The 4,715-nt window shown below is 41.3% G+C and carries 3 protein-coding genes and 2 pseudogenes; 2 read left to right on the top strand and 3 right to left on the bottom strand.

Features of this window, described 5'->3' with window-relative positions:
• Together C4E06_RS21815 and C4E06_RS21810 are read right to left on the bottom strand one after the other, a co-directional pair.
• Positions 1 to 343, bottom strand: a pseudogene (locus C4E06_RS21815) (cell division protein FtsZ); the annotation flags it as partial.
• Between the two features lie 318 nt (positions 344 to 661).
• Complete coding sequence (locus C4E06_RS21810) at positions 662 to 889, bottom strand: photosystem II protein, Psb35-related (protein WP_107670504.1); 228 nt, start codon at positions 887 to 889, stop codon at positions 662 to 664.
• An 839-nt stretch (positions 890 to 1,728) separates the two neighbouring features.
• On the opposite strand from C4E06_RS21810, the gene ltrA reads away from it, so the two are divergent.
• Complete coding sequence (gene ltrA, locus C4E06_RS21805; protein WP_107670503.1) at positions 1,729 to 3,519, top strand: group II intron reverse transcriptase/maturase; 1,791 nt, start codon at positions 1,729 to 1,731, stop codon at positions 3,517 to 3,519.
• 417 nt (positions 3,520 to 3,936) lie between these two features.
• On the opposite strand, the gene C4E06_RS27425 is transcribed toward ltrA, so the two are convergent.
• Positions 3,937 to 4,125 (bottom strand): hypothetical protein, encoded by a 189-nt coding sequence (locus C4E06_RS27425; RefSeq protein ID WP_107667095.1) that lies wholly within the window; start codon positions 4,123 to 4,125, stop codon positions 3,937 to 3,939.
• On the opposite strand from C4E06_RS27425, the pseudogene C4E06_RS21800 reads away from it, so the two are divergent.
• Positions 4,114 to 4,715: pseudogene (locus tag C4E06_RS21800) on the top strand (reverse transcriptase N-terminal domain-containing protein); the annotation flags it as partial. The gene C4E06_RS27425 and the pseudogene C4E06_RS21800 overlap by 12 nt on opposite strands.

Genomic DNA, 4,715 nt, shown 5'->3' with positions numbered 1-4,715 from the left:
TTCTACCGATTTGTAAACGATGGGGGGCAGAGGATTGGGTTAGGGCTTGAGCGTCGGTGTTCATTGTCCAAAACTCAACCCCCATTAAGGCACTTTCGATCATACGATCAACCGCATTACATCCGCCACCACCAACCCCTATGACTTTAATTCTCGCAATGTTATTTGGCACAATTACATTTCTCCTACTGTCTTCCCCAGGATTTTCTGGGGGTTCGTTCACTTGGGAAAAAGGGGCAGTGCTGTTGTGTCGCTGATAACTGTCCACAGCACTCGATGTCTCCGCAGATTCGGTGTTATTTAGGTTGGAATGATTAAGAGCTAGCTTATCACTAAGAATCATTTTAATTGGCGGGGGTTAATTATTGGAGTTCAAGAATTTAGGATAATCTAAATTGGCCTAATCTACAGTACCATTGATTAATACCTCGATTAGTAGTTGATTTATAAAAATGATTGACTATATCAGAGCTTACTATGAATAGTAGAATATTACATTTTCTTTAACAAAGTTTCTATCTGAGTTTACCAAAGCATTGCCCCAATAACAAAAATTCTGACCTTCCTATATCACTTTAAGTTGAGGTTAAGGTCAGATAACTTATTTTTATGAGGTTATGGGGTTAGGGGTTCCAAAAGTCTTTCCTAACCCTAGAACTCTTTATCGCGCTAGGTTATTGCTTCCGTAAGCATCTATTTCAAAAGCAGGAACGCGATCGCTATCGACCCCTTTGCCGGTTACTGATTTAGCTATTTTTTCAAAGGACTCGGAGTTCCAGTTTCTTTCATGAATGGTTTTGGTTTGCTCACCGCGAAAATAGGCTTGTGTCCCAATAACAGCAGCGGCGACCCAACCGACGATTAATAAGGAAATGACGAGAGTTAACATAACTTTTTTCTCCTTTAGAAACTTTTTTTAACTTATGTAAATAAATGTAACAAAATATTGCAAAAGTTATCAACCTATTCTATGTACGGTTTTTACGACACGAAATCAGTGACCACTTGCCAGTAATCACTTTTCACTGATTTAACCCATTGACCTAGAATGCCCTGAGCCGATCATAATAAAGGTAGATGTGCGATTCGTTGAGCTAGAAAGCTTGTACTAACAAGTGTGTAGCTCGTCTGAACCTTGACAAATAAATATGTTCAGTTTCAGATAACTGTTGATTTGTTGGCTAAAGGAGCCTCATTCGGAGTCAAAGGAGCAAAATCCTGAGAATGACGACATAACCCTCCGTTTTGGACTTAGTAAAACCCAGGATGGAAGCAGGGTTAAAAGGGAAACCCGTCGTGAAACAGCATGATAAGCCGTTCCCAAGTCAATTGGTCATGGTTAAACATTACGTTGAATCATCGACTTGAACCCTCAAAAATATTAAGTAGCTTAACTGTTTGACAAGCTACGTTCAAAATGAACAAGGTGAAAAGTGGAAAACTGTCTTAATTATCCACACCGACTCCTAAAATTAACCTGGGGGAGAGATGGGGTAGAGAGTAATTGATACCCTTAAAAGACCTAAAACCAATAATCCCAAATCAACGGAACGAAGTAACCCCGTGATTGCTCTTACCATAGGTCGAATAGGTAAGTAGTGACAAACTTAAGCGCAAGGGTCACGGGGGTAAGAAGCAATAAGAAGCCAATGCCCATCTGTAATGGATGTGGATATGCTGACGTATTGCTGGTTTATTAGTACGAAATAGCATCAAGTAGAGGTAAATATGTCGAAAGCGAGGACAACCAAGCCTACGCAAGAATGGAATACTATCAACTGGGCAAAAGTCCAGAGAAAAGTATTCAAGCTTCAAAAGAAGATATTTCAAGCGGTTAAATCAGGAAATAAAGTCAAAGCCAAAAAGCTCCAAAAACTCCTGTTAAAGTCACACTATGCTAAGCTCTTAGCCGTTCGCAAAGTGACCCAAGACAATCAAGGACGGAAAACAGCAGGTATCGATGGAATAAAGGCATTACACCCTAACCAGAGAGTAAATCTTGCCTACGAACTCAATGTTAAAGGTTATAAAGCAAAGGCACTTAGAAGGATCTGGATACCCAAACCAGGACGTGACGAAAAGCGACCTCTAGGGATACCAACCATCAAAGACAGAGCGATGCAAGCCATGGTTAAATCAGCCTTAGAACCGTATTGGGAAGCCCAATTCGAGGGGACATCATACGGCTTTAGACCAGGGAGAAGCGCACATGATGCCATCGGTAGGATATACTCAGCAATCAACAAGAAAGCCAAATATGTCCTTGACGCTGACATCTCAAAATGCTTCGATAAGATTAACCATGATTACCTACTGTCCAAAGTAGATTGTCCTACCAACATGAAACATCTAATTAAAAGATGGTTAAAATGTGGAGTAATTGACAACGGTGTATTTGAGGAAACCGAATCAGGAACCCCTCAAGGTGGAACGATAAGCCCATTACTGGCTAACATCGCACTACACGGAATGATTACCAATATAGAAAACCGCTTCCCTAATAAATTTAGGGAAGACGGTATTCTCAGACAGGGCTTTAAGCCCAAGGTCATCCGTTACGCTGATGACTTCGTAGTTCTCCATGAGGACTACGATGTTATTCTACAATGTAAGTCCTTAATATCCCAATGGTTAGATATAGTCGGATTGGAATTAAAACCCGAAAAGACCTCCATCAGACATACTTTTAAAAGTATAGAAACTGATGGAAAAACCATTGAACCAGGGTTTGACTTTTTAGGATTCAATATACGGTCTTATCCCGTAGGAAAACATCACTCAGGTAGATTTATTCCTAAAAAAGGAGATATTAGACTAACTGGATTCAAAACAATAATCAAACCCAGTAAAAAGGCAATAAAGGCTCACCATGATGCGGTTAAAAAGGTCATAAAAACCTACAAGACCGCACCACAAGAAGCATTAATCTCCAAACTTAACCCCTTAATCAGAGGATGGTGTAACTACTACCGAACTGTAGCAAGTAAGGAAACGTTCATTACCGAAGATAAGATTACATGGAATATGCTACGAGCCTGGACAGTTTCAAGAGTCAATAAAGGCAAAACCATTGATAAACTCCGCAAATATTTCACAGACGGAAATAACGGAATATGGACATTTCGCACCAAAGAAATGCAACTGTATTATCACGCCGAAACAGAAATAAAGAGACATCAACTGGTCAAACCTGAAGCCTCACCTTATGACGGAAACTGGACATATTGGAGTACACGACGTGGTAACTACCCTGAAACACCTAATGGAGTCGCAAGACTTTTAAGGAAACAAAAAGGTAGATGCACGTTATGCGGACAACACTTCACTCCTGATGACTTGATAGAAGTTGACCACATCATCCCGAAATCGAAAGGCGGTAGGGATGAATATAAAAACTATCAAGCTCTGCATCGTCACTGTCACGATGTCAAAAGCAGAAATGACGGTTCTTATGATTGGTCAGATAACGGCTATGAATGGAAAGATGATGTATTAACAGTACCCATGACAAGGGACTAATTACCGAAAGCCGAATGAAGGGAAACTTTGTGCGATTCGTTGAAGCTGCGAAGCTCTGGAGAACAGAGAAGTAGAGGCTTCCAGGCGATGACGGGGAGAAAACCGTATGTAACCTGAACTGATAGTCGGATGTGGGTTAAAGTCCCACCATCTAAGAGAAAGATGACTCCTCATCTGGCACTGCCGAGTAAGCTCGGAATCTTACAGAGCAAAGCGTGCATCAGGGCGGAATTAGAGCCAAAACAGATTAGGCACACTACCGCTAATAGGGAGATGTCATGGGTAAACAGATTCTAGAAAAGTGCCTTACCCTTGAGCCACAATCTGAATAACCAATGTGGACTCCGTTACCATTAACTCTCGCAGTGTTATTAGAGTTGATAACTGCTTCTCCGAGAAGGTAACAGGCAAAGTGAATCACTCTAAAACATCAGCCAATCTGACTATCGGAACGAATAAAAACTCTGATACTTGGTTCTGGGGGATATCCAAACCCAGATAGGATGGACGAGCATCGGAAAACCAAGCAGAGGGTAGGATGAGGCGTAATTGCCAAAAGGAAACCAGAGAATGTTCGATAATTGAAGGACAGGGATTATGACGCATAACACCAGTTATAGCGATGATTGGAAAGACATCCGATGGAAGCAACTCCAGAAGACACTCTTTCGACTTCAAAAGAGAATATTTAAAGCAATTAGAGAAGGAGACAAGGCTAAAGCTAAAAGAATTCAGAAGCTAGTTCTCTCCTCCTACGCAGCTAGAATGCTGGCTATCAGGCAAGTGACCCAATTAAATCAGGGTCGTAAAACCGCAGGAATAGATGGTAAAAAGGCTTTGACGTTCAAAGAACGATTTGAGTTAGAAGAAACCCTGAAACTCAAGACAAAGACCTGGAAACATCAAGGATTACGAGAAATCCCCATCCCCAAAAAGGACGGAACCAAACGAATCCTAAAAGTCCCAACCATCGCCGACAGAGCATGGCAATGTCTTGTCAAATACGCTCTAGAACCAGCCCATGAAGCAACATTCCATCCCAGGAGCTACGGTTTAGACCAGGGCGAAGCGCACACGACGCACAAAAAGCCCTGTTTCTACATCTCAGAAAAAGCACTAATGGAATTGATAAAAGAGTTCTTGAACTTGATATCAGCAAATGCTTCGACCGCATATCACACCAAACTATATTAGAA

It is taken from the genome of Cyanothece sp. BG0011 (assembly GCF_003013815.1).
Taxonomy (GTDB): Bacteria; Cyanobacteriota; Cyanobacteriia; order Cyanobacteriales; family Microcystaceae; genus Crocosphaera.
Note: the sequence above shows the minus strand (reverse complement) of the source record. Positions and strands in the feature narration are given on the sequence as shown.